At 55.3% G+C, this 21,920-nt stretch carries 18 protein-coding genes and 1 pseudogene; 7 read left to right on the forward strand and 12 right to left on the reverse strand.

All coding sequences use genetic code 11. The features are described from left to right. Positions 1-37: 37 nt before the first annotated feature. The 5 genes from SGN16_RS14630 to glyA form a co-directional block, all read right to left on the reverse strand. Entirely contained in the window at positions 38-1,384 is a 1,347-nt protein-coding gene (locus SGN16_RS14630; protein ID WP_335944832.1) for a gluconate:H+ symporter, read from the reverse strand. A gap of 220 nt (positions 1,385-1,604) precedes the next feature. Then, positions 1,605-2,498 carry a formyltetrahydrofolate deformylase gene (purU, locus tag SGN16_RS14635; RefSeq protein WP_335944833.1) on the reverse strand — a complete coding sequence of 298 codons (894 nt, stop codon included), beginning with the start codon at positions 2,496-2,498 and terminating at the stop codon, positions 1,605-1,607. 11 nt (positions 2,499-2,509) lie between these two features. After that, positions 2,510-3,412 carry a bifunctional methylenetetrahydrofolate dehydrogenase/methenyltetrahydrofolate cyclohydrolase FolD gene (gene folD, locus SGN16_RS14640; protein WP_335944834.1) on the reverse strand — a complete coding sequence of 301 codons (903 nt, stop codon included), beginning with the start codon at positions 3,410-3,412 and terminating at the stop codon, positions 2,510-2,512. A 99-nt stretch (positions 3,413-3,511) separates the two neighbouring features. Further along, positions 3,512-4,843 (reverse strand): D-serine ammonia-lyase, encoded by a 1,332-nt coding sequence (locus SGN16_RS14645; protein ID WP_335944835.1) that lies wholly within the window; start codon positions 4,841-4,843, stop codon positions 3,512-3,514. 62 nt (positions 4,844-4,905) lie between these two features. Beyond that, entirely contained in the window at positions 4,906-6,177 is a 1,272-nt protein-coding gene (gene glyA / locus SGN16_RS14650) for a serine hydroxymethyltransferase (RefSeq protein WP_335944836.1), read from the reverse strand. A 128-nt stretch (positions 6,178-6,305) separates the two neighbouring features. Between glyA and SGN16_RS14655 the strand changes: the two genes are divergently transcribed. From SGN16_RS14655 to SGN16_RS14685, 7 genes and pseudogenes are all read left to right on the forward strand, one after another. Further along, positions 6,306-7,205 (forward strand): LysR family transcriptional regulator, encoded by a 900-nt coding sequence (locus tag SGN16_RS14655; RefSeq protein ID WP_335944837.1) that lies wholly within the window; start codon positions 6,306-6,308, stop codon positions 7,203-7,205. A 457-nt stretch (positions 7,206-7,662) separates the two neighbouring features. Next, positions 7,663-8,646, forward strand: a complete 984-nt coding sequence (locus SGN16_RS14660) for an amino acid ABC transporter substrate-binding protein (protein WP_335944842.1) — start codon at positions 7,663-7,665, stop codon at positions 8,644-8,646. A gap of 57 nt (positions 8,647-8,703) precedes the next feature. Then, positions 8,704-9,882: an amino acid ABC transporter permease gene (locus SGN16_RS14665; protein ID WP_339101647.1), complete on the forward strand. Its 1,179-nt coding sequence runs from the start codon at positions 8,704-8,706 to the stop codon at positions 9,880-9,882. Positions 9,883-9,892: 10 nt separating this feature from the next. Continuing rightward, positions 9,893-10,990 carry an amino acid ABC transporter permease gene (locus SGN16_RS14670; RefSeq protein ID WP_339101648.1) on the forward strand — a complete coding sequence of 366 codons (1,098 nt, stop codon included), beginning with the start codon at positions 9,893-9,895 and terminating at the stop codon, positions 10,988-10,990. 10 nt (positions 10,991-11,000) lie between these two features. Further along, positions 11,001-11,765: an amino acid ABC transporter ATP-binding protein gene (locus SGN16_RS14675; RefSeq protein ID WP_003205299.1), complete on the forward strand. Its 765-nt coding sequence runs from the start codon at positions 11,001-11,003 to the stop codon at positions 11,763-11,765. A 48-nt stretch (positions 11,766-11,813) separates the two neighbouring features. Next, positions 11,814-11,945: pseudogene (locus tag SGN16_RS14680) on the forward strand (hypothetical protein); the annotation flags it as partial. Positions 11,946-13,029: 1,084 nt separating this feature from the next. Further along, the gene (locus tag SGN16_RS14685) at positions 13,030-14,577 is read left to right on the forward strand and encodes a TerC family protein (protein ID WP_335945461.1); all 1,548 of its coding nucleotides are present in this window, start codon (positions 13,030-13,032) and stop codon (positions 14,575-14,577) included. 118 nt (positions 14,578-14,695) lie between these two features. Here SGN16_RS14685 and SGN16_RS14690 read toward each other — a convergent pair whose 3' ends face one another. From SGN16_RS14690 to SGN16_RS14720, 7 genes are all read right to left on the reverse strand, one after another. Continuing rightward, positions 14,696-15,664 carry an oligopeptide/dipeptide ABC transporter ATP-binding protein gene (locus SGN16_RS14690; protein WP_335945462.1) on the reverse strand — a complete coding sequence of 323 codons (969 nt, stop codon included), beginning with the start codon at positions 15,662-15,664 and terminating at the stop codon, positions 14,696-14,698. Then, entirely contained in the window at positions 15,664-16,653 is a 990-nt protein-coding gene (locus tag SGN16_RS14695) for an ABC transporter ATP-binding protein (RefSeq protein WP_335945463.1), read from the reverse strand. The genes SGN16_RS14690 and SGN16_RS14695 overlap by 1 nt, the downstream gene beginning before the upstream one ends. A 2-nt stretch (positions 16,654-16,655) precedes the next feature. Then, entirely contained in the window at positions 16,656-17,537 is an 882-nt protein-coding gene (gene ddpC / locus SGN16_RS14700; protein WP_335945464.1) for a D,D-dipeptide ABC transporter permease, read from the reverse strand. Position 17,538: 1 nt separating this feature from the next. Then, positions 17,539-18,555 (reverse strand): ABC transporter permease, encoded by a 1,017-nt coding sequence (locus tag SGN16_RS14705; protein ID WP_210638753.1) that lies wholly within the window; start codon positions 18,553-18,555, stop codon positions 17,539-17,541. 76 nt (positions 18,556-18,631) lie between these two features. Further along, the gene (locus SGN16_RS14710; protein WP_210638754.1) at positions 18,632-20,212 is read right to left on the reverse strand and encodes an ABC transporter substrate-binding protein; all 1,581 of its coding nucleotides are present in this window, start codon (positions 20,210-20,212) and stop codon (positions 18,632-18,634) included. A gap of 163 nt (positions 20,213-20,375) precedes the next feature. After that, positions 20,376-20,915 (reverse strand): D-alanyl-D-alanine dipeptidase, encoded by a 540-nt coding sequence (gene ddpX, locus SGN16_RS14715; RefSeq protein ID WP_335945465.1) that lies wholly within the window; start codon positions 20,913-20,915, stop codon positions 20,376-20,378. A gap of 38 nt (positions 20,916-20,953) precedes the next feature. Beyond that, positions 20,954-21,808 carry a MurR/RpiR family transcriptional regulator gene (locus tag SGN16_RS14720; protein WP_335945466.1) on the reverse strand — a complete coding sequence of 285 codons (855 nt, stop codon included), beginning with the start codon at positions 21,806-21,808 and terminating at the stop codon, positions 20,954-20,956. Between the last annotated feature and the right edge of the window lie 112 nt (positions 21,809-21,920).

The raw sequence follows: 21,920 nt of genomic DNA on the forward strand, positions 1-21,920 counted from the left end.
TAGTGATGCCTTCATTGGCATGACCTTCAGTATGATTTCAACCGAGGGTGTAATTCAGTAATAGAGTCGCTAGAAGAGCGACGATTGATGCCACTACTGTCCCGCCTGTGAACTTTTTCAAGGCGTCCGAAAGAGATACATTCAGGTACTCCTTCACGACCCAGAAAGCCGAGTCGGTGACATGTGCCCAGCCGATGGAACCGGCTCCGATGGCAATTACAAGGATCTCGGGCTTCAGGTGAGGGTCGGCGGCTAGCATTGGATGGATCATGCCGGCAGCGCTCACCATTGCTACGGTTGCTGAACCCACTGCAAAGTGCATCAACCACGCAACAAACCAGGCAAGAACAATTAAATTAATATCAGATCCTGCGAGAAGCCCCGAGATAGCTTTACCCACCCCACTTTCGATCAGAACAGCATTGAATGCACCGCCCGCGCCGATAACAAAGATGATATTGGCTAAGGCTGGAAAGCTACGCTGAGTGAGTTCTAATAGCTCGACCATGGTGCGACGTTGACGTAAGCCAAGCGACCAGTAGGCAAAGCCCACAGAAATCATGAGAGCGATTAAAGGGTTTCCAACGAACTGTGCGGCCAACTTTAGCCACGTACCATCAGGGAGGCTTGCGGTGGCTGTTTTAAGAACCATGAGGATGAGGGGTAGGCCAATGGTCAGTAGTGTAATCCCGAACCCTGGTAGGGTTCGCGCCGCCCCAACACTTTCTCCTTGAACTTTCAGGAATACTTGCTGACTCGCTGAGGCTTCTCGGCCGCAGTAAAGGTTTACCCAAATAGGCCCTGCAACAATGATTGTCGGAATACCCACCAAAAGTCCGTAGATGATCACACTCCCAACGTCAGCGCCCATCATCACAGTAATAGCCATCGCAGCTGGGTGCGGGGGAAGAATGCAATGGATGGTCATCAAGGAAATGGCGAGAGGTATCCCCAAAAACAAGGTATTTATCTTTGTTTCCCGCGCTACGACATAGACAAGTGGAATCAAAAGAACAAAGCCGACTTCGAAAAACACTGGGATGCCTGCGATGGCCCCAACAATAGCCATTACCCAATGGGCTCGTTTGGAACCTAAATTATCGAGTAAAGTTTTAGCGAGTCGTTCAGCGCCACCGGACTCTTCCAGAATTTTACCAAGGATGCCTCCAAGGCCTATTATCGCAATTAGGAAGCCCAGTGTTCCGCCGATGCCTGATTCAAGTGTACTAATGATTTTTGGAATAGGCATCCCCGCACCAAACCCGACCACGAAGCAAGCGATCACGAGTGCTATGAAGGCATGAAGCCTGACTTTCATAATCAAAATAATAATTAAAGCGATCGACGCAAACAGTACCCCTAACAGCCATGTAGATTCTTGCATTGGTATGCCTCGCACCTTGTTTTTATTAGCGCAGCGTTTAGCGGAATGACAATTAAAGTGCCGAAGCTTTAAATTGTTTTCATGGTATTCGATTTGAAGCTGATCAGATTTTCACATGAGTGCGCCCCCTCAGAAAAACTCCCAAGGGGGCGCCTTCGTATTAAAAATTTGGCCAAATGTCCGAAACTTTATGGGCTGGATGTTGGCCGAAGCACGCGCATCAGCCGATCGTCTCAGACGAATACGAATCTGGCGAAGGCGGAAACACAATCGTCTTAGTGTCGTTTAGAAAAACCCGGCCATGCACATAGGCATGAATCGCGCGCGCCAGCACCTGGCTTTCAACATCACGCCCCAAAGATACGTAATCTTCTGGGCTCTGAGCGTGAGTAATGCGAACGATATCCTGCTCGATGATGGGGCCTTCATCCAAGTCAGCTGTGACGAAGTGTGAGGTTGCACCAATCAGTTTCACACCACGATCAAAAGCCTGCTTGTATGGGCTACCACCTTTGAAAGATGGCAGGAACGAGTGGTGGATATTGATGATCCGGCCCGACATCTGTTGGCACATTTCATCAGAGAGGATCTGCATGTAGCGAGCTAGAACGATGAGCTCTGCGCCGGTTTGGCGAACGATGCGCATTTGCTCCGCTTCAGCCTCTGCTTTGTTTTCCTTGGTTACCTTGATGAGGTGATAAGGAATGCCATGGCCTTCTACTATTTTTTGGAAGTCCAAGTGGTTTGAGATCACGCCAACGATGTCGATTGGCAGGGCACCGATGCTCCAGCGATAGAGCAGGTCGTTCAAGCAATGGCCGAAACGCGACACCATCAAAATGACTTTGCGTTTGGTACGCTCATCAAAGAATTCATAATCCATCTTGTATTTCTCTACAAGTGGTTGGAATTCTCTTTCGAGATCCTGCAGCGAGCAACCTTCCTCAGAACGGAAGGTGATGCGCATGAAGTAGTGATTGGTGCTCTCATCGTCAAATTGGGCGCTGTCACGAATATTGCAACCATGCCCAGACAAGAAAGCAGTAATATCAGCGGTTACGCCCCGGATCGAAGGACAGGTAACACGAAGTACGTTATTTTTAGCTTTGTTCATCTGAGATCACCTTAAACGGCAACTGCTGCCTGGTTGGTAACAATGTGGTGCTGACGCTTGAATGCTGTAACGGTATTGGCCAGCAGGCACGCGATAGTCATTGGGCCGACGCCACCTGGAACTGGGGTAATTGCCGAGGCATGTCCTGCTTCGTCAAATGCAACATCCCCCACAATCCGGGAACGCCCGTCGCGATCAATTCGGTTGATACCGACATCGATAACGACCGCGCCTGGTTTGATCCAGTCACCCTTCACCATCTCTGGGCGGCCTACAGCTACAACCAGGATGTCTGCCGTGCGGCAGAGCGCGGGTACGTCTTGGGTTTTCGAATGCGCCACGGTGACGGTGCAGTTTTCAGCCATCAGGAGCTGTGCCATGGGCTTGCCGACAATGTTGGATTTACCCACCACCACAGCATTTAGCCCTGCGAGACTGCCGAGTCGATCTTTGAGCATCATCAAACAACCGAGGGGAGTGCACGGGACCAAGGCATCTTGACCGGTCGCGAGACGGCCTGCGTTCAAGATGTGGAAGCCGTCAACGTCTTTGTCCGGATCAATGGCGTTAATAACGGCATTTGTGTTCAGGTGTGCAGGCAGGGGAAGTTGCACCAAAATGCCATTTACTTCCGAAGCAGCATTTAGCTTTTCAAGCAGCGCCATCAACTCGTTCTGAGTCGTTTCGACTGGAAGTCGGTATACAAATGACTCCATGCCAATTGCAAGAGTTTGCCGGTGTTTAGCACTTACATATACACCGCTGGCCGGATCCTCACCCACAAGGACAACTGCCAAACCGGGCGTTAGGCCGGTTCTCGATTTAATTTTCGCGACGTCGTCCGTAAGTTTCTCAACCAAGTCAGCGGCATAGCCTTTTCCGTCGATACGGTCAGCCAGGAATGGTTTATTCATGAAGCTTTACCTCAACATCAAAAAAACTGGCGTGGTTATAGTTTTTTGACGCAAGTTAGAGTGAATGGAGTATGAAGTTCATACCCTGGCACAAACGCCTTAATCAACGTTGACTAAGGACGCGCCACGCTCCATAAACTGTTTGAACTGGTCTTCGGGAACAAAGGCGCCACCGGTCGTCCAGATAACGTGAGTAGCTTGGGCAAGTTTTCCCTTCAGACCCTGGGCTTCCTGGTATGCAAGTCCCTGCTTACTTTTGGTAATGAACTCAGGCCCTGCGAATCCTGCGGTTGCCGAGGGTTCGAGACGTATGGACTGAGTCGTCTCAGCCATCCAGAGCCAGCGAAATAAGTCGTCATCAGCCACAGTAAAGACACCGGACAGCATGGGCTTCATTACATCCGCAACGAATGCCGACATGCGCGCTACTGCCATCCCGTCAGCTTCTGTACGGTTGGTCAGCCCAACGTCGTAGACAGATACCAGCTCTTTGGAACCACTCATCATGTGCACCAGTGCGCACGGCGACTGGACAGGCTCAACAAAGAATGCGTGTGCGGCATCACCGAAGATTGCCTTCAAGCCATAGGCTGCGCCACCTGGAGCGCCACCGATACCGCACGGTAGATAGATGAAAAGAGGATGCTCTTCATCTACGGTTACACCTGCTGCATCCAATTGGGCCGCGAGCTCGCTTGCCGCTGCGCTGTAGCCGAAAAACAGCATTTCAGAGCGTTCGTCATCCACAAAGTAGATGCTTGGATCGCCTTCGGCGTCGATACGGGCACATTCAACCGCGGTAGTGTAATCGGCTGTATGCTGAACCACTTCAACGCCAAGACGAGTCAAGCGTTCGACTTTCCACTGTTTGGCATCGGACGACATGTGAACCACGGCTCGGAATCCTAGCGCGCGTGCGGCGATGCCCACGCTCAGGCCTAGGTTGCCGGTACTGCCCACAGCGATGGTGTGCTGTGCGAAAAGTGCTCGCGCCTGCGTACTTGCAAGAACAGTGATGTCGCCACCAGGCGTAAGAACTCCGCGCTTCTCTGCCATTTGCTTGGCGTACATGAACACTTCGTAGACGCCGCCTCGGGCCTTGATAGAACCGGCAACAGGCAAGTCGCCGTCAGCCTTGACGAATACGCGACCATATTCGGCAGCCTCATATCCAACTGCTTTCCGCAGGCTCGTGGCTTCAATCAGCTTGGACTGAATCAGTCCTTTCGACTCAGTTAGCTCAGGGAAGCAGGTCTGCAGCAGCGGTGCCAACAGTTTCCAGTTCTGTTCGGCGTCTTTGACTTGGGAGGCTCGGATCGGCAGAGCTGGATCAGCGATGCCGTTTGCCTTGAGGGCCGGGTTCAGCCAAAGCGCGGGGCGTCCAGCGAGTACATCGTCACGTGCTGGGTCGTTGGGGAGTTGAACGCTCATTTTTCATTTTCCTACTGCATTGAGAGATCGGCGAGCGATGGATTCATGCCCGCCAAATTTCCTCAGGCATAGATTGGGAATTCAGCAACCAGCTTTGCCACAGTTGCGCGGCTCTTCGCGATAACCTCTTCAAGGGCAGCCTCGGCGCCTGCTTGAGCGTCGAAGATGTCAGCGATCAGGTTGCCTATGACTTCGAATTCTTTCGCGCCGAAGCCCCGGGTAGTACCGGCAGACGAACCCAGTCGAAGACCTTTCCATTCCGAAGGTTTTGCACTGTCGAACGGAATCGGATTCTTGTTCGAAGTGATATTGATCGCCGAGAGAGCGTCTTGGGACTCTTGGCCTGTCAATCCTTTCGACGAAACGTCTACCAGAACAACATGAGTATCCGTGCCACCACTGACGATGCGCACGCCGCGCTTTTGAAGAACCTCCGCCAGGAGACGGGCATTTGCTTTGACATTTGCGCCGTAGGTCTTGAACTCATCAGTCAGCGCCTCGCCCAGGCAGACAGCTTTACCAGCGATAGTGGCCAGGTGTGCGCTGCCCTGTACACCTGGGAATACAGCTGGCTGCAGCTTCTTGAATAGATCTTCGCGGTTGGTCATTACCAGACCGCCACGGGCACCGCGTAGGGTTTTAGTAGTAGTGCAGGTGACGATGTCGGCATGCGGAATCGGAGAAGGGTGAACGCCGGCGGCTACGAGGCCAGCAAAGTGGGCCATGTCCACCAAGTAGGTAGCTCCGACTTTGTCTGCAATCTCACGCATGCGCGGGAAGTCGATTTCTCGCGGATAAGACGAGCCCCCCGAGATGATCAGTTTCGGCTTGTGTTCCAAGGCCAGCGCTTCGACATTGTCGTAGTCAATACGGCCAGTTTCGCGATCAACACCATAGGAAACAATGCTGAACCAACGGCCGGACTGGTTTGGTTTGGCGCCATGGCTAAGGTGACCACCAGCAGCGAGATCCAGGCTCAGGACTACGTCACCTGGTTGCAGCAGGGCGAAGAAAACAGCTTGGTTTGCTTGAGTGCCCGAGTGGGGCTGAACATTCACGTATCCACAACCAAACAGTTCTTTCGCACGGTCAATGGCTGCTTGTTCGACAACATCAGCGAAATCGGCTCCGCCGTGGAAGCGTTTACCTGGGTAGCCTTCGACGGTCTTGTTTGTAATAACTGACCCAAGGGCGTCAAGCGACGCAAGGCTTACAGAGTTTTCCGACGCGATGAGTTCAATCTGCCCTTGCTGACGTTTCTTTTCATTTTCAAGCGCGTTGAAGATCAGCGGATCGCGTGCTGCAAGGTGATCGTGGAAATAGGACTTGGTCATTGCTGCGGTTCCCGTCTTGGTTTTTTCATACCCTAATCCTTGGCCAAGATGAGAAAAAGCGAATAATATTTCAATATTACATTAGCATTTCTTACTGATTGGTCTTGTTAGGCGGAGGGAAAAAGCTCATGGATATCGGTAGATTGCGCGCGTTGCGGGAGTTGTCCATTCGCAAAACCATGGCGGCTGTAGCGGAGGCCCTTCATGTGTCTCCATCTGCTGTGTCCCAGCAAATTTCTCTTTTGGAGCAGGAAGTAGGAATCGAGTTGGTCGAACGGCGTGGACGCGGGGTTAACCTGACCATTGCTGGTCGTACGCTGGTTGAACGGGCAAACCGCATTTTTACGGAACTTGAGTCGGCCCGCGCAGACATGGCGGAGCTTAAGGAAGTCGTTGCAGGTGAACTTCGCGTAGCGGCCTTTCCCTCGGTGGCAGCGGCCTTTATCCCTAAGACCATTCGTGCGCTGAGCGCCACACACCCTCAGTTGCTAGTGCAGTTTGACGAGATGGAGCCGGAGGAGGGGTTGAATGCGTTGAGAAGCTGGCAAACGGACGTTGCTTTGATCGATGACCTCAATATTCCACCTGGCCTCCTTGATCCGGGCATCGAAACCATCCCGCTGATTGAGGATGTTTTTAATGTGATGATGTCTCCCAATCATCGGCTGGCACACATGGAGGAGGTCACGCTAGGTGACCTAAGTGGCGAGCGCTGGGTGATTGATACGGCTTCCAGTACCTATACTCGCGTATTGACTGATGCGTGTCAGAACGCTGGCTTCACACCCAACATCATTGCGCGCTGCAAGGGGTTCGAAGTCACTCTCTCCTTGATCCGCGAAGGCTGCGCAATTGCAATCTTCCCCGAGTTACGGGCCAGCTTCGACCTTCAAGATGCACGGGTCTGTCGGTTGGTTCCCGAAATTCGACGCAGGATTTCTGTCGCCTTCCGCAAGGGAGAGAAGAAAAGCCCTGCGCTCCAAGCATTCATCCAAAGTATTTATGCTCATACAACTGATTTTCGCTGATCTTCCAACTACCTGATCCTCTCAGAGGGTCAGTATCTCAAGCCCTATCCCCGCCAAGCGCCAAATGTCTCGACGCACGAACGTCATTCGTGTGTCTGTGCTTCAGACAGAAGCATTAGTTTTACTTACGTAATATTGAAAAAATATTCGCTTTTTCTGACTTTGCTCAGGGGCTACGGTATTTGAAAGCGTTTTGCCCCGTCACACCGGGGCCTTTTTAAAACAATAAAAAGAGGGCCTGCGATGCCACTTTCCATAAGCGCTTACTGCGCATACCGGGTGCCCTGACGGCGTCCATCTTGTTTTCTGCCCTCCACATCGCTGTTCAGAATTCCGTCCGATTTCGGTGCGTTGGCATCGTGCGGCCTGGGTTTACTCGTGCCATTTTTGGAGCATCAAAATGAAAAAAGAAAACAAGCTGATCAAAGTCTGCGGTGGCCTGGTCGGCCTCACCCTGATGACTTTATTGTCCGCTAATGCCAGTGCTGGCGTGACGCTGGATAACGTGAAGAAAAAAGGCTTTGTGCAGTGCGGGGTCAGTGACGGACTTCCAGGATTTTCATTTGTTGATGCTAAGGGCAGCTTTGCCGGTCTCGATGTAGACGTTTGCCGTGCGGTCGCAGCGGCGGTCTTCGGTGATGCGAACAAGGTCAAATACTCACAGCTCACCGCCAAAGAACGCTTCACGGCGCTACAGTCCGGCGAAGTGGATCTGCTATCCCGCAGTACCACCTGGACGTCCTCACGTGACGGCTCCTTGGGCATTCTGTTCACAGGCGTCAGCTACTACGATGGCCAAGGATTTTTGGTCAATAAAAAACTGGGGGTGAAGAGTGCCAAAGAGCTGAATGGCGCAACGTTTTGCATCCAGGCGGGGACCGTTACCGAGCTGAACCTCGCAGATTACTTCCGTGCGAACAAACAGAAATTTACCCCTATCTCATTTGATACTTCTGACGAGAGCTTCAAGGCGCTCGAAGCTGGTCGCTGCGATGTGCTGACGTCTGATCAGTCGCAGCTGTATGGCCAGAGATTGAAACTCGCGACTCCTGATGACTATGTCGTACTACCAGAAGTCATCTCAAAAGAACCGCTTACTCCTGCCGTAAGACGCGGTGATGAGGAGTGGTTTACGGTGGTGCGCTGGACATTAAATGCAATGCTCAACGCTGAAGAGTTGGGTATCACTTCCAAAAATGTGGCCGAGCAAAAGCAAAGCACCAACAATCCTGATGTTGCGCGGCTGTTAGGAGGCGAGGGTACCTTGGGTAAGGATTTGAATCTGCCGAACGACTGGGCTTTCCAGATCGTCAAGCAAGTAGGTAACTATGGAGAGTCGTTCGAGCGAAACCTCGGTGATGGCAGTGACCTGAAGATCAAGCGCGGGCTTAACGCGCTCTGGAACAAAGGCGGCATTCAGTACGCGGCACCTGTTCGCTAAGTCTATTTCGCCCGGTCGTAGGCCGGGCGTTTTCTTATCTGTCCTGCCGGTGTACATATGCAAATGAACAATGGCTCAAAGCGCCTGGCGTCATTTAATGATCCCGTTACGCGCGCGCTGCTCTTCCAGATCCTGATCGTTGCTGCAGTGGTGACGATGGGGTGGACTCTCTACCAAAATACGTACACAAACCTTGTGCATCGCGGAATCACTTCTGGTTTTGCATTCCTTGAAAACAGTGCTGGCTTTGGGGTCGCGCAGCACCTGATTTCTTATAAGGAAGTCGACTCATACGCGCGTGTTTTCGTCATAGGTTTGTTGAACACGCTGCTAGTAACCTTCATCGGTGTAATCCTGGCGACGATCCTCGGGTTCATCATCGGTGTGGCGCGGCTGTCGCAGAACTGGATCATCTCCAAGCTGGCGACTGTTTATGTCGAGGTCTTCCGTAACATTCCGCCGCTGTTGCAAATCCTGTTCTGGTACTTTGCGGTATTCCTGAGCATGCCGGGACCGCGTGCTGCCCATAACTTCGGCGACACCTTCTTTGTCAGCAGCCGGGGCTTGAACATGCCTGCCGCGCTGGTGGCCGAAGGCTTCTGGCCGTTCGTGATCAGCGTGGTGCTGGCCATCGTTGCCATCGTGCTGATGACGCGCTGGGCCAACAAGCGTTTCGAAGCGACCGGCGAGCCGTTCCATAAGTTCTGGGTCGGCCTGGCGCTGTTCCTGGTGATCCCGGCCCTGTGCGCGCTGCTGTTTGGTGCCCCGGTGCATTGGGAAATGCCGAAGCTGCAAGGCTTCAACTTCGTCGGTGGCTGGGTACTGATCCCGGAACTGCTGGCTCTGACCCTGGCCTTGACCGTGTACACCGCGGCGTTCATCGCCGAGATCGTGCGTTCGGGCATCAAGTCGGTCAGCCATGGCCAGACCGAGGCGGCCCGTTCCCTGGGGCTGCGCAACGGCCCGACCCTGCGCAAGGTGATCATCCCGCAGGCCCTGCGAGTGATCATTCCACCGTTGACCAGCCAATACCTGAACCTGGCGAAAAACTCGTCCCTGGCAGCCGGTATCGGTTATCCGGAAATGGTTTCGCTGTTTGCCGGTACGGTGTTGAACCAGACCGGCCAGGCCATCGAGGTGATTGCGATCACCATGAGCGTGTACCTGGCGATCAGTATCAGCATTTCCTTGCTGATGAACTGGTACAACAAGCGCATTGCGCTGATCGAGCGGTGAGGAAACGCGCATGACGACTCATACTTTCAAACCTGAAATGCCCCCGCCGGGCAGCAGCATCGGCGTGGTGGCGTGGATGCGCGCCAACATGTTCTCCAGCTGGATCAACACGCTGCTGACGCTGTTCGCGTTCTATCTGATCTACCTGATCGTTCCACCGCTGTTGCACTGGGCGATCCTCGATGCCAACTGGGTCGGTACCACCCGCGCCGACTGCACCAAGGAAGGCGCTTGCTGGGTGTTCATCCAGCAGCGTTTCGGTCAGTTCATGTACGGCTACTACCCAGCGGACCTGCGCTGGCGTGTAGACCTGACCGTGTGGCTGGCGGTCATCGGTGTGGCGCCGTTGTTCATCTCGCGCTTCCCGCGCAAGGCGATCTACGGCCTGAGCTTCCTGGTGCTGTACCCGATCATCGCCTGGTGCCTGCTGCACGGCGGCGTGTTCGGCCTGGACGCCGTGGCGACCAGCCAATGGGGCGGCTTGATGCTGACCCTGGTAATCGCCACCGTCGGTATCGTCGGCGCTCTGCCGCTGGGCATCGTCCTGGCCTTGGGTCGCCGCTCGAACATGCCGGCGATCCGTGTGGTCTGCGTGACCTTCATCGAGTTCTGGCGCGGCGTGCCGTTGATCACGGTGCTGTTCATGTCGTCGGTGATGCTGCCGCTGTTCCTGCCCGAAGGCATGAACTTCGACAAGTTGTTGCGCGCGCTGATCGGGGTGATCCTGTTCCAGTCGGCCTACATTGCCGAAGTGGTGCGGGGTGGCCTGCAAGCCATTCCCAAGGGCCAATACGAAGCGGCCGCAGCGATGGGCCTGGGCTACTGGCGCAGCATGGGCCTGGTGATTCTGCCGCAAGCCTTGAAGATGGTGATCCCGGGGATCGTCAACACCTTCATTGCGTTGTTCAAGGATACGAGCCTGGTGATCATCATCGGCTTGTTCGACCTGCTCAACAGCGTGAAACAAGCTGCCGCCGACCCGAAATGGCTGGGCATGGCCACCGAAGGCTATGTGTTCGCCGCCCTGGTGTTCTGGATTTTCTGTTTTGGTATGTCCCGCTATTCCATGCATTTGGAACGCAAGCTGGACACTGGCCACAAGCGTTAGGAGTTGACTCATGAGTGAAGCGATCAAACAGCCTGTGAGCCCTGAAGGCATTATTCAGATGCAGGGCGTGAACAAGTGGTACGGCCAGTTCCACGTATTGAAAGACATCAACCTGAACGTCAAGCAGGGCGAGCGTATCGTGCTGTGCGGCCCGTCGGGCTCCGGTAAGTCGACCACCATCCGCTGCCTCAATCGCCTGGAAGAACACCAGCAGGGTCGCATCGTGGTCGACGGTGTGGAACTGACCAACGACCTCAAGCAGATCGAAGCGATCCGCCGCGAAGTCGGCATGGTGTTCCAGCACTTCAACCTGTTCCCGCACCTGACCATCCTGCAGAACTGCACCCTGGCGCCGATGTGGGTGCGCAAGATGCCCAAGCGCAAGGCCGAGGAAATCGCCATGCATTACCTGGAGCGCGTGCGCATTCCAGAGCAGGCGAACAAGTACCCTGGCCAGCTTTCCGGCGGTCAGCAGCAGCGTGTGGCCATCGCCCGTGCCCTGTGCATGAAGCCGAAAATCATGCTGTTCGATGAGCCGACTTCGGCACTCGACCCGGAAATGGTGAAAGAGGTTCTGGACACCATGATCGGCCTGGCCGAAGACGGTATGACCATGCTCTGCGTGACCCACGAGATGGGCTTTGCCCGCACCGTGGCCAACCGCGTGATCTTCATGGACAAGGGCGAAATCGTCGAACAGGCCGCGCCGAACGACTTCTTCGATAACCCGCAGAATGACCGCACCAAGCTGTTCCTGAGCCAGATCCTGCATTGATCCTTTAGGCTGTGAAATGAACCCGGACTTGTCCGGGTTTATTTTTACCTGAATGGTTCTGGGCTTACAGTGGAGCGCACTTTGGTCGCGGTATCGGAAAACCATCAACTGGCGGACGGATCTAACCGTGTGCCAGAGGTGCTCAAGCCCTATATGGGCGGTTTCAATATCATTTGTTAAATACCGACAGCCTGCGCGTAATTAGCGCAGTCAACGTAGATAGGTTTTGCGCCCGACAGCTGAGTAAGCACGGATATATATCCGATGGTGGCAGCAGCTTTCTGGTGAGGGTCACGGTCTACATGGCGTGAAATCTCGCTTGCGGGTCGGGCTGAAGCCTTGAAAAAACGATTTAGCGCAGGATGGGTGAGGGCGCATGCGTTCAAATCTGGACCAGGACTTTCCAGGCTAAGGGTTCGAGACCATGGCCGTGGCTGACTGGCATCAATATTCAGGTAAATAAGGTAGCGATCGAACGCTTGCGGTCAGCGTGCCAGGTACTAATGAAGGTTTCGGGATCAGGTCGACATTGACTGTGGGGAGGAAAGATCGTGAACGGGATAAACGGCCGCGCCATTGGCGAACCCGCGCGCTGAAGTCTTTAAGCGGTGAATCTACGTTTAGTAGGCGTACCGGGTATAGCCAGTCTTCAGAGCGTCAGGTGCGAAAATAGAGGTTCGTGACAGGGCGACTTAAGGGAGAGCGGGGTTTGTGGAAAAGCGACCCAGGGGTTAGTGGCAATGGGCATCAGCGCTGACGGGGATCTTGGAGGTATAAACATGCCGTTTAACATAATATACATTACACGTAACATCATATTTCCATTTCAGCCGGGTCATCCAGCAGATTTGAAGCCAGCAACACCTGGCCTCAGCAGCTCTCGGAAGTAATCTCCTTTCATGTCGAGGGCAAAATCTTGCACGGGTGCTTTATCGTCTCACGTTCAGTTTTGCTCACGGATCACCTGCCCACGACGCTGTGTGAAATCTGCAGCACTCAGCTCGGCATAAGCCCATGCGCGTCGCCCGCGCTGCGCGGGATCAATCGCCATCCTGTCAGATCCTGTAATAAATCGTCTCGTATGAAGCGTTGGAAACCGTTGTAGGATTTCTTCCCCAATTATTTCCAGGTCTGTATGAACACGCTCCAGGAACCTCCCAGTAGCTTTCCAAAGAACAGAATTCACTCCAGCACTCCTGCGCTCTGCCTACGTTCGTTGCAGCCTTCTTCCTTCGCATTGATCGTCCGAGGGAGCGAATAACCCATGGAATGGATCGTGGACCCCACGGCCTGGTTGGGCCTGCTGACCTTGATCGTGCTGGAGCTGGTGCTCGGCATCGATAACCTTGTATTCATCGCCATCCTGGCTGACAAACTTCCGCCCGAGCAGCGCGACCGCGCTCGTATCATCGGCTTGTCCCTGGCGTTGCTGATGCGCCTTGGCCTGCTTGCCAGCATCTCCTGGATGGTGACGTTGACCAACCCGCTGTTCGAGGTCTTCGGCAAGACGTTCTCGGGCCGGGACTTGATCATGCTGTTCGGTGGTGTGTTCCTGTTGTTCAAGGCAACCATGGAATTGCATGAGCGACTCGAGGGCCACGTGGCGCAACGGTCCGGCAATGCCGCCTATGCGATGTTCTGGCCGATCGTTGCGCAGATTGTGGTGCTGGACGCGGTCTTTTCCCTGGATGCGGTGATCACGGCCGTGGGTATGGTGGAGCATCTGTCGGTCATGATGATCGCGGTGATGTTCTCTATCGGCTTGATGATGATCGCGAGCAAGCCGCTGACAAAATTCGTCAATGGCCACCCTACTGTCATCATGCTGTGCCTGGGCTTTTTGATGATGATCGGCTTCAGTCTCACGGCTGAGGGCCTGGGTTTCCACATTCCGAAAGGTTACTTGTACGCCGCGATTGGTTTCTCGATCCTGATTGAATTGTTCAACCAGCTGGCGCGCTCCCGTCGCAAGAAAAGCCTGCAAGGTCTTCGGCCGATGCGCGAGCGTACCGCCCATGCGGTGTTGCGCCTGCTGGGCGGTCAAAAGCTGGGGGCCGATGAGGTCGGTGAGGAAATCGCCGACCTGCTGGAAGGCGACCAGCCGGAGCAGGTTTTCCATCGGCGCGAACGGGTCATGATCAGTGGTGTGCTGCAATTGGCCGAGCGCCCGATTCGCAGCGTGATGACGCCTCGTGCACAAATCGACCACCTCGACTTGGCAGATTCGGCTCAAGAACTCCGTACGGCGCTGATGCATTCTTCGTACTCACGCTTGCCATTGATCCGGGAAGGACGCGTGGATGAGCCGCTAGGCTTTGTCCATAAGAAAGAATTGCTCAAGGAAATACTGGCGGGCAATCAGCCGAATCTGGAAGTCATGGCGCGCAAAGCCATCAACCTGCTCGACAGTTTCACGATCCTCAATGCACTGGAGCAGATGCGTAAGGAGTCGACCCACATCGCGTTCGTGGTGAACGAGTTCGGTGACTTCGTCGGCCTTCTCACTATGACCGACATCCTGCAATCCATTGCAGGCGAACTGCCGGATGCCAGTGAAATCGAAGGACCGAATATTGTCGCCCAGGATGGAGGTTTCCTCGTCAGCGGTGCCCTGAATCTCAGTCAGGTCCGCGAACACACCGGGTTCCAGGCGAAAGCGACGGAAGATTACCAGACGCTTGCTGGGTTAGTGATGAGCCTGCTGGATCGCTTGCCGATGATTGGAGACATGCACAGTTGGCAAGGATGGAGCATGACCGTGATGGAGGTCGAAGAGCGTCGGGTGACCAGGGTGCTGTTGCGTAAGGAATAAGCACAGAATGAGGCCGCATTTGCGGCCTTGTTCATTTTCGCCTTGCCTGCCCCAACGCTTACTCAGTCTTTTGGCTCTTTCCGTTTCTAAGGTGGGGAGGATTGGCGAAACCAGTGACTCAATCCTGTAAATGACATCGCACACACTGCTGCTCATCGCCCAACAAGGCCTGCGGCTTCTCGCAGCCAACGGTGCATAGATTGCAGCGTTCGCGGAAGAAGCAGCCACTGGGTAGTCGACGGTTCCCCGGTAATTCGGTAGGTGCCGCAACTTGCTCGTCGTGGAGTGGCACGCCCAGTCGTGGTACCGCTTCGAGCAATAAGCGAGTATAGGGATGACGTGGCTCATCAAGCACTTGAGCAGCGCTGCCCAGTTCAACGATTTGCCCCAAGTACATGACCGCTACCCGATTAGCTATATGACGCACCACTGATACGTTGTGAGAAATCAGGATGTACGTCAGATTGCGGGCACTTTGCAGCTCTGCCAGCAAGTTGAGAATCTGCGCCTGAACCGAGATATCCAGCGCCGATGTGGGTTCGTCCAGGACAATGATATCCGGGTCTGACGAAAGGGCCCGGGCAATGGCGATGCGCTGACGCTGGCCCCCGGAAAACTGGTGCGCGAAACGGTCCAGATATTCCGGGCGGATGCCGACTTGGGCCGCGACCCTGGCGGCCACATCGCGCATCTGCGCATGGTTGGCATGGCCTCGGGCGTATAACGGTTCGGTAATGATTTTCCAGATAGGCAGGCGCGGATCAAGCGAAGACTGTGGATCCTGGAAAACAATCTGAACGTTGCTACTGCCCTCGCCGCTGCGATTGGCCCAGTTCAGTCCACCGCTGCTGGGCGGCACCAGGCCCATCAGCAATTGAGCCAAGGTGCTCTTACCGCAACCTGACTCGCCGACAATACCCAGGGTCTCCCCTGCCCGCACCTGAAGATCAATACCGTTCAGGGCGTGGGCATAACCGCGCGGCCGCCCCAACCAGTCATGACTCACGGGGAAACGCACGTGAACATCGTTCAGCTGAAGAATCGTGGGTGCCATTTGGGTGATGGGTTGAAAGACTGCACTGTTCATCACGAAAGCTCCTTGACCGGTAACCAGCACGCGCTTTTACGTTGGTCATTACCGTTGATAGTGTTGAGATTCGGACGTTTGGCACACACCGGCATAGCGTACGTACACCGCTCCTGGAAAGTGCAACCTACGGGCAAAGAAGCCAGGTTCGGCACCTGACCGGGAATGGTCAGTAGCGGCTGGCCTGGCTCGACCATTTCCGGCAGACCACTGAGCAACCCTTGCGTATAGGGATGCTGCGGATTCCCCATGACGTCAGCCGTGCGCCCATCCTCGACCACAGCCCCTGTGTACATGACGTACACCCGGTCGCAGAACTGCGAAACCAATGCCATGTCATGAGTGATGAGCAAGATAGCCGTGCCCCGCTGCCTGGCTTTTTCTCGTAACAGCAACAACACCTGGCGTTGCACGGTCACGTCGAGGGCCGTTGTCGGCTCGTCAGCGATCAGCAATTGAGGTTCGCAGGAGAACGCCAGGGCGATCATCACCCGCTGACGCATGCCGCCAGACAGTTCGAAAGGATAGCTCTCCAATACTTGTTCCGGACTGGCTATGTGCATGTCGCGCAACAGTGCGATCGCCTTGAGACGGGCTTGGGCGGCGCTGATCTTCTGGTGATGAATGATCACATCGAGCATTTGCCTACCGATACGCCGGGTCGGGTTCAAGGCAGTCATCGGCTCCTGGAAAATCATCGCGGCATCGCGTCCACGAATCGTCAGTAACTCCTTTTCAGGCGCTGCCAGCATGTCGCGACCGAGCATGCTCAGGCTGCCGGCCGTGATGCGATAGCTGCGCTCGGGCAGCAATCGCATACTGAGCATGGCCGTGACCGACTTGCCCGAACCGGACTCGCCGACGATGCCGACGATTTCGCCGGGATTGACGTGTAGCGACACGCCATTCAGGGCTTTGACGTTGTTTTTGTAAGCCGGGAACTCCAGGCTCAGGTTGTCGATGGACAATACTGGACTCGACGCATGCATGGTCATTTCCCCTGTTGCCGTGGGTCGAGCAGATCGCGTACGCCATCGCCCAGCAAGTTGAACCCGGTGGCCGTGATCAGAATCGCCAGCCCTGGAAAGGTCGAATACCACCAGTTATCGAGAATGTAGTTGCGCCCGGTGGCGACCATCGCCCCCCACTCCGCCGTAGGCTGCTGCGCTCCCAGGCCGATGAAGCCCAGAGCCGAAGCCATGAGGATCGCGCTGCCGATATCCAGGCTCAGTTGCACCAGCAATGGCGGCATTGCATTACGCGCCACGTGCCAGTGCACGACGTGCCAGCGCCCTGCCCCGAAGGTTTGGGCGGCCTTGACATAACCCATTTCGCGGATGCTCAAGGCTTGGCCACGGGCTAGCCGGACATAGGAAGGAATTCGCACAAGCGTAATCGCCAGCATCGCGTTGAACAGGCTCGCGCCCAACGCAGCTGCCAAGGCCATGATCAGTACCAGCGATGGCACCGACAGCATGATGTCCATCAGACGCATGATCAACGCGTCGAAACGACCACCGATGACCCCGGAAAAGCACCCCAGCAAGCCGCCAATAAAGCAGGATGCAAAAGCCACGAACAGACCGACACCCACCGACTGCTGGCTACCGAAGAGCACGCGGCTGAACAAGTCGCGGCCGACTTCGTCGGTGCCGAACCAATGGGTGCTGGATGGCGGTGCCAGGCGCTCGGCCAAGTTCAGTGCGTTAGGGTCGTGACTGGCGAGCCAAGGGGCGAAGATCATGCACAGCAAGACGATAAAAGTGATCGCCAGCCCCGCCATGGTAAGAGGGCTGCGGCGGATGCGGAAGGTCAGATAGGCGAGTTTTTCGTTCCAGCGCGGGCGGCGCTTGGCTATCAGGGTCGCGGACATTTCAACTCACCTCGCCGATGCGTGGGTCGATCACGCGGTAAACGATATCGATGGCCATGTTCAGCAGTACATAAATGAACGAAACCAGAATGGCGAAGCCCATCACCGCCGGGAAATCCAGCGACTGGATCGACTTGACGACATATGCGCCCATACCGGGCCAGGCAAATACCGTTTCGGTCAGCACTGCGCCATACAGCAAATCCCCAAGGGTCAGTCCGAGTACCGTCACCGAAGGAATGAGCGCGTTAGGGAGTGCATGGCGCAGGATCACAGTCCATCGGGACAAGCCGTAGGCGCGGGCGGTGCGGATATAGTCTTCGCCGAGTTGATCGAGCATGGCTGAACGAATCTGTCGTGCGACGACCCCCAAGGTCACGAACCCCAGGGTTGCCGCCGGGAGAATCAGATGCTCCACGGCATCGAGAAACAGCTTGCCATTACCGGCAAGCAGCGAGTCGAGCAGATAGAAACCGCTGATTGTCGGCGGCGGAGCAAGCCCTTCGGACAGCCGCCCTCCTCCCGGCAACCAACCCAGATGACCGTAGAACAGAACGATTGCGCCCAGGCCTAGCCAAAAGGCCGGCGTTGAAATGCCGGTGACTGCAAGGGTACGGGCGATCTGGTCAATCGCCCGATTATGGTAAACCGCTGATAGCACGCCAAGCGGCACACCGGCCAGGATTGCAAGCACCAGCGCTACCAGTGCCAGTTCCAGCGTCGCCGGGAAGAACGTCTGCAAATCCTCCAGAACCGGGCGGCTGGTGCGTATCGAGGTTCCCAGGTCTCCCTGCACCAGGTCCATCAAGTAACGACCGTATTGTTGATACAGCGGCAGATCCAATCCTAATTGATGCCGTATGCCGGCCACCAACGCATCACTGGCACGGTCGCCAGCGATCAATCGGGCAGGATCACCCGGGATCAGATGCGAAATTGCAAAGGTAATCAGCGAAACGCCGAACACGACCAGCAACAGGCCGAGCAGGCGCTTGCGCAACAAAGTCAGGAAGGCCATTTTGGCACCTCAGTCACACCAGCGACGATAATCAGAAGCCGCGCCAGCCACGAATGGCCAGCGCGAAGGAGCCGGTTTATTTGCTCATGCTGCCCAAGTTGAACACCTGTTCGAGCATCGGGTTGAACACGTAGCCCTTGACCGAGTCACGCATCGGCAGGGTGTAGCTCTTCTGATAGAGGTAGGCGTAGACGCTGTCCTTGAGCACCATTTTCTGCGCGCTCTGGTACAGCTCGACGCGCTTCGCGGTGTCGCTATCAGCGGCCGCTTCTCGGATCAACTGGTCGACCTGCGGGTTGCTGTAGAACGAACGGTTGCCTTGCAGGCCCTGCATCTTGGAATCGAACCAGAAGTTCATGAACATGTACGGATCCGCAAAGTCCGGGCTCCAGGAGCCCACCGCGATGTCGTAGTCCGCCTGGCCAACGCGCTCACGCAGGGTGGCGTTGGCGAGCTTTTCCAGCTTGAGGTTGATACCCAGCGGCGCCAATGCTGCTTGCAGGGTCAGGCCGATCGGTTCCCAGTTAGGATCCTTGTCCGAGTACATGTAGCTGAGGTTGGTGATTTTCTGCGGTGTTTTGGCGAGGCTGGCCTTGGCGGCTGCCATGTCTTGCTTCATCGGCGGCAACGAACTGTCATAAGCCCACATGCCGTCAGGGATCGGTCCGTTCATGAGCTTGGCCTTGTCCCTGAGAATGCCTTTGACGATGCCGTTGTAGTCCACCGCTTCGGTGATCGCACGACGAGCTTCGACGCTGGTCAGTGGACCCTTTTTGTTGTTCAGGTAGAGATAAGTGACCCGTAGCGACGGGAACTCCTTCACCGCGACGCCCGGCTTGCTGGCCAGAACGCCGAGCTGGTCTTCGGGCATGTCCTCGATGATGTCCAGGTCGCCCCTCTCCAACTGCAGGCGACGCACGGAGGGCTCACCGATGATCTTGATCACCACGGTTTTAAGCGCAGGTTTGGGACCGGCGAAGTAGGTGTTCGGCTCCATGGTCAACGACTGGCCTTTTTGCCAGTTGCTCAAGCGGAAGGGACCGGAGCCAGCGGTGTGGCTCGACAGCCAGGCATTGACGTCCGCGCTTTTATTGACCACATCGGGGTTGATGATCGAAGCACCATTGTGGGCCAGGGTAAACAGGAACGGCGCGAAAGGCGTCTTCAGGGTGAACCGAATGGTTTGCGGGTCGACAACCGCGACCACCATGTCCTCCGGAAATGCACCGGAAGGTCCTTGCTTGAGGGTCATCAAGCGATCAAAGGAAAACTTAACCGCGGCAGCATCTACTGGGGCGCCGTCATCAAATTTGTTGCCGGGTTTGAGCTTGAATTCCCAGACCAGATTGTCCGCCGAAACGGTCCAGCTCTCGGCCAGGTCGCCCTGAACTTCAGTACTGCTTTTATCGCCTTCGACCTTGTAGCCGACCAGCCGTTGGTACGACGGGTAGGTGATGGTCCAGTCGTTGTTATCAAAGGTCACGGCTGGGTCGAGGGTCTGGGGATCAGCGGGTTTGCCGATGACCAGGGTGTCTTGCGGTACAGCCGCTGTCGCGGCCTGCCAGGCACCGAGGCTCAGTGCGCTGCACAAAACACTCAGCAATAGCTTGCCAGCGCCGGGAAAGGTTTTGCTGGTCACGGTGTTCATTGGGTTCATGCCGGTTTCCTTGATCATTCGATAGAGGGAAGTACGTCAGGTTTTTTATAAAAGCTATAACCGGGCAGTTGCAGGTGAAACGTAAGTAACGCTGTCTTGTTATTTTGTTATCAGCCGCACTGAACGTGGGCTGCACGGCGTTGCAGGGCTATCAATCCGTGATTTAAACGACCTCCAGTAATGGGTAGCCATCAGCATTCGGAAGTTCGTAATGCCACCACTCGGTGGCAATCGCCTGGAAGCCGGCGGCGAGCATGATCCCCACCAGCAGCAATCGATTGCGTTGCACGTCTACTGGCAAGTCGGGATAGAACTGGTGGGATTTTTCTTCCATTGCGTCGAATTCGGTCCCCATATTCAACGGCTCGCCATCAGCACCGACCAGGGTCAGGTCCACCGCCACGCCGCGGCTGTGGTGGGAGCCCAAATGCGGGTCACGCACGTAGTCGTTGTTGGGCAGCGCGTCCCACAACAGGTACTGAGCATATGGCGGCCGATAGGCGTCATAGATGCGAAGGGTAAACCCGGCCTGACGCGCGAGCTGACTGGCCTTGTACAAACAGTCGGCAGCCTGGTGATGTAACAGGCAACGCGCATTTGGATAAATCACTCTTCCTGCCAGGTTGTCTGCACCGGCGTAGATCAAATCGATTTGCACCTGATGGCGCTGGGCATCGATCTCTACAAGGGGGCTGTTGTTCACGCCAATACTCCAGTTGGGATTCGGTGGGACGATAAGGATCAGCCTTCGAACTGACCGAAAGCTTTTTGCAATTGACGGTTCTTGGCCAAGCGCTCATCGAGCCGATCGCCGTATTTTTCAGCGACGGCTGAGACGATGAGATTTAACAGGCAGGCTAATGGCGCGGGGGAATCCCAGAACTGTCCGACATCGGTTTTCAGCTGCAAGAGGTCAAGTGGGTAGTCTCTGGCCCACGGGCATTGCAGGTCGGTGATCAGTGCCAATGGGAGGTTGTTGTCTATTGCCGCGTCGCAGAAGGTCTGAGTGACGCTGGAATAAGCACGGAAATCCGCAATGATTGCGTAGGGATTGGCGAAGCCGGAATTCAGGGTTTCTGCGTAAATGCCTGATAGACCATCGACGTAGTAGACCTTGGGCCGAATATACTCAAGGTGACTATGGAACGCAGTGAGAATCCCTCGAGTGGACTGAATGCCGAGAATGAACACTGCATCGGCTTCGTAGATGCGTTGCACGATATCGGCGAATGCGTCGCTGCGCGCTATGCCGTAGACGTACCGAATGGCCTCGATCTCGCGATTCAGGGATCGATCAAGCGCATCTTGCTGATTGCTTTCGGCACGAAAGGCGCCAATGCGATCGGTGATAAGCCACGACGCTGGCGTTTCAACGCGCAGGCTCTGTTTGACTTCATCGATGTTCTGGTAACCAAGGGACCGAAAAAAGCGCCCTACAGAAATACCAGTGGTGGAGGTCTGCTGCGCGATGCTATCAGCAGACTCGAACGGAAGCTGTTCCGGGTTACCCAACAGATAGCTGGCAATCCGTTTGCCAGTCGGGGTGAGGTTGGAGAACTCTCGCTCCAGCAGCTGCAGGAAGCTGTTCTTTTCCATGGGTCTTCAGAATTCCCGGACGCGAAATGTTATTTGACTGTCATCATTTTTTACCATGTTATGACAATAACATTCCACTTCAAGGCAAAACAATCCCTATTTCAGCAGGCGT

The sequence above is a fragment of the Pseudomonas sp. G166 genome, assembly GCF_037027455.2.
Classification (GTDB): Bacteria; Pseudomonadota; Gammaproteobacteria; order Pseudomonadales; family Pseudomonadaceae; genus Aquipseudomonas.